We start from the raw sequence: 3,379 nt of genomic DNA, 5'->3' as shown, positions 1-3,379 counted from the left end.
CGCCCGCACCGACGCATCTACCGGGGCGACCGCCGAGAGAGGAATCCCGAGCCGACCGGCGGACCCGCCGACTGACCCCCCCCGTCCCGCCCGCGTGTACGAGGCCCACCCCGTTCCGGGGTGGGCCTTCGTGTTCGTCGTGCCCGGGGCCGCCGAACCCTGACCCCCGCCCCGCGCCCCCGCGACGTGGCGCCGGGGTGGGGTTGCTGCGGTAACCGGTCGGGCCCCGAGGGTGAGCCCACCACCGGCCGCCGCACCCCACGCCCCGCCCGAAGGCGCCCGGCGCGGCCTCCGGCATCCCCCGACTCTGAGAGAGGTAGTTCCCGGTATGTTCCTGCCCCTGACCATTGTCCGTGATGAATACGGCGTACCGGTAGCCACAGTCACCGCCCAGTTCATCGCCAGTACTTTCCTCCCGCATACGTGGCTGGTCATCGCGACCCCCAACGGCGACGAGGACCGCGGCGGCGGCCCGGACGGCAAGCGGCCCGTTCACCTCGACTCTTATGGCCCGTTCACCGATCCCGACGGTGCCCGTGCCTGGGCCGAAGCCCACCTCACCCCCTACGCACTCCGTTACACCGTCGTCCCTCTCACCGCGCCCTGGACCGACGCCGAGACCGAAGCCGCACGCGGCAAGCCGCTCTACCGCTCCGCGACCGCGCGTCCTGCCCGCGCGAACACCGTCGCCAAGTACTTCAAGCCGTCCAACCTCACTCGCCTGCGTCACACGACCCCCGCCGACACTCCCCGCCACGGATTCACCGCCCGCGAGCTCGAACACCCCGAACTCGGCCCGGTCGTCCAGCTCACCGCGCTAGGGTCCGTCTTGTCGATCATGGTGTGAGCCAGATGAGTGTGCTGGCCAGGGTGAGGGCTGCGTGGAAGCGGTCGGGCTGTTTCTCGTAGCGGGTGGCGATTCCGCGCCACTGCTTGAGTCGGTGGAAGCACCGTTCGACCACGTTGCGGCGCCGGTAGATGGCCTTGTCGAAGCCGCACCGGCGCTCGTGGCGGCGGGCTCGGCCTGCGAGTTGGTCGACGCGTTCGGGGATGGTGGCCTTGATGCCCCGCCGCCGCAGGTAGGCGCGGAAGGTGCGGGCCGAGTAGCCCTTGTCGGCCACGACTCGCTCCGGCCGCAGACGCGGCCGCCCCGGACCGCCTCCGGCGATGCGGATCCGGTCGATGACGGCTTCGGCCTGGGTGCAGTCGTTGCGGTTGCCCGCGGTGACGAGGAAGGCCAGGGGCCGGCCGCGTCCGTCACAGGCGAGGTGGATTTTCGTGGTCAGCCCGCCGCGGGAGCGCCCGAGTCCGCGCTGGTCGAGCCCCCTTTGGCAGCGGTGTGCTGATGGGCCCGCACGATGGTGGAGTCGAGGGCGACCAGCCAGTCCACCGCGGTGGTGCCCTGGGCCACGGTCAGGAGGCGGTCGAAAGTCCCGTCGAGGGCCCAGCGCGCAAACNCCTGGGCCACGGTCAGGAGGCGGTCGAAAGTCCCGTCGAGGGCCCAGCGCGCAAACCGGCCGTGTACGGTCTGCCAGGGACCGAACCGCTCCGGCAAGTCCCGCCAGGGCACACCGGTACGGAACTTGAACACGATGCCCTCCAGCACCTGGCGGTGATCACGCCACCGTCCACGGGCCCGGCCAGCCGACGGAAGCAACGGCGCAATCACCGCCCAAGCGGCATCAGAGATCTCCGGCACATCCCTCATGCCCATCCAACGACCCGGTGATCGACAAGACACTGCCTAGGTCCCGACCCCTACCAGCGCGACCGCGACCACAGCCTCATGGCAACCATCCTGCACCTGAACCATCCCCGCTACGAGGTCACCGACCAACGCACCCACCTCCTGGTGCGGCGCCTGTCCGACGCCGAACTCCACGCGCGCGCCGACCAGGCCGCCGCCCGCGTCGCCTCGCACCTCGCCCCGCTCACCACCACCAGCTGACCCCCGCGCCCCGCCCCGCCGCGCCCTGTCCTCGCCGGGTGCCCCAGGCCCCGGCCCTGGTGGTTGCGGGGCTTGGCTGCGAGCGGGGCAGCGTTGGTGGTGCCGGGCCGCTCCCCGTGCGGTCATCTTGCGCCGCACCCATGACATCCGGCCCCCAACATCGTTCAGGAAGGAATCGCGTGCTGTTCGCTGAACCCGCCCACCCCTATGACGATCCCGAGGACCCAGCGCAATGGGCATGCGCTTCGGGTACTTCACCCTCCTCTACACACCCGGCATCAAGACACTGAGCCTCTACCGCGGCCCCAGGGATTCCGTCCGTCCCGGCACGTCCTGCCCCCAATGCCAGGGCAGCGGGAAGCTGCCGTGGTGGGAACGCCCAGCCGAGGAACGCGACGCCGACACATCCCGGCGCTGCCCGAGGTGCCCGGCCCGGCGCACTCTGTTCGCACACCTCCCCATCTGGCCCGTAGGCACCATCGACCGTCTCCGCACCTGGCGCACCAGCAAGCGCCTGCGCCCTGCGGGCAAAAACAACGCCTCCCAAAGGCTCTCCCGCCAGAACCCCACACCCGGTTACAGCGACGAGCCGCCCCTTCTGAGCACGCCAGACCACGACGCCCGGCCCCAACCCCCACCGCACGGGCACCATCCGCCGATCACACCGCACCGACACCGAAGGACCCCCTTTTCCTATGACCAGCACGCCCGTCACTAACCACCCGGCCGCCGCCAGCGCCGTCGCCCTGTCCGCCCTGGACCAGGCCGTGATGATCGCCAGCCGCCGGGAACGCAACTTCGCACCCCAGCAGATCACCGTCACCCTCCACACCATGGAAGGAGCGCTCAGTCTCCAAGGCCGCGCCCACGGCCACACAATCCCCGCACCCGGCTTTCCCGAACTGCCCCTTCCCACCTACACCTTCCCCACCACAGACCTGGAGACGTTCCTGACCCAGTTCACCCAGGCACTCGACGCGCAGACCACCCGCGCCAGCCGTCTCGTCCTCGCCGTCCACGCCGATGTCCCCGGATACGACTTCGACGACGCCTACGCCTGGAGCTACGACCCCCAGACCAAGGACTTCCAGGCCGTGCTCCCCGCCGACGCGGCAGACCTGTTCCACGAGGAAACCACACTGCTCGCCTACCGCTGGCACAAGGCGCCCTACTCCTCCGTTTCAGCACTCGCCCCGGCCGACCCCACCAAGACCGGTCCCACGGCGTAGACGGACCAGTCAGCCGCCCGGCACCACCCCACACCCACGGCCAACCTCACTGCCTGTCAGCCCCGGTACCGCACCAGCGGCACCGGGGCGCGGGGGTGGTGCCGGTAGGGATGTTCCCGCACCACCCGCGAGGTGTTGGTCGAGCCCCCCGGCAGCAGGCAGCAGGGCCGCCCCCCACCCCCTCACCGGGGGCGGCCCTGCC

Annotated in this window: 4 protein-coding genes; 3 read left to right on the top strand and 1 reads right to left on the bottom strand. The window is 70.9% G+C overall.

Annotation, left to right across the window (positions count from 1 at the left end; translation table 11 throughout):
- The first annotated feature begins 328 nt into the window (after window positions 1-328).
- A complete protein-coding gene (locus tag EEJ42_RS12050) occupies window positions 329-847 on the top strand; it encodes a hypothetical protein (protein ID WP_123099941.1) in 519 nt (172 codons plus the stop codon).
- On the opposite strand, the gene EEJ42_RS12045 is transcribed toward EEJ42_RS12050, so the two are convergent.
- Window positions 837-1,714 (bottom strand): IS5 family transposase gene (locus EEJ42_RS12045; protein ID WP_425472887.1). Its coding sequence is split into 2 segments (ribosomal slippage): window positions 837-1,307 and window positions 1,310-1,714, totalling 876 coding nucleotides; the frame shifts between segments, so codons are not numbered across the junction. The two genes, EEJ42_RS12050 and EEJ42_RS12045, sit on opposite strands and share 11 nt — an antisense overlap.
- Window positions 1,715-1,786: 72 nt before the next feature.
- Between EEJ42_RS12045 and EEJ42_RS12040 the strand changes: the two genes are divergently transcribed.
- Window positions 1,787-1,948 carry a hypothetical protein gene (locus EEJ42_RS12040; RefSeq protein ID WP_246096387.1) on the top strand — a complete coding sequence of 54 codons (162 nt, stop codon included), beginning with the start codon at window positions 1,787-1,789 and terminating at the stop codon, window positions 1,946-1,948.
- Window positions 1,949-2,643: 695 nt separating this feature from the next.
- Window positions 2,644-3,177, top strand: coding sequence for a hypothetical protein (locus tag EEJ42_RS12035; protein ID WP_123099940.1), 534 nt, complete (start codon window positions 2,644-2,646; stop codon window positions 3,175-3,177).
- Window positions 3,178-3,379 lie beyond the last annotated feature (202 nt).

This window comes from Streptomyces botrytidirepellens (assembly GCF_003721215.1).
GTDB lineage: Bacteria > Actinomycetota > Actinomycetes > Streptomycetales > Streptomycetaceae > Streptomyces > Streptomyces himastatinicus.
The sequence above is the reverse complement of the archived record's forward strand: the minus strand, read 5'-3'. Positions and strand labels throughout refer to the sequence as shown.

Bases quoted from the DNA above. Each gene is read 5' to 3' on its own strand.
- EEJ42_RS12035 (WP_123099940.1), top strand. From the start codon at position 2,644: ATGACCAGCACGCCCGTCACTAACCACCCGGCCGCCGCCAGCGCCGTC.
- EEJ42_RS12050 (WP_123099941.1), top strand. From the start codon at position 329: ATGTTCCTGCCCCTGACCATTGTCCGTGATGAATACGGCGTACCGGTA.
- EEJ42_RS12040 (WP_246096387.1), top strand. From the start codon at position 1,787: ATGGCAACCATCCTGCACCTGAACCATCCCCGCTACGAGGTCACCGAC.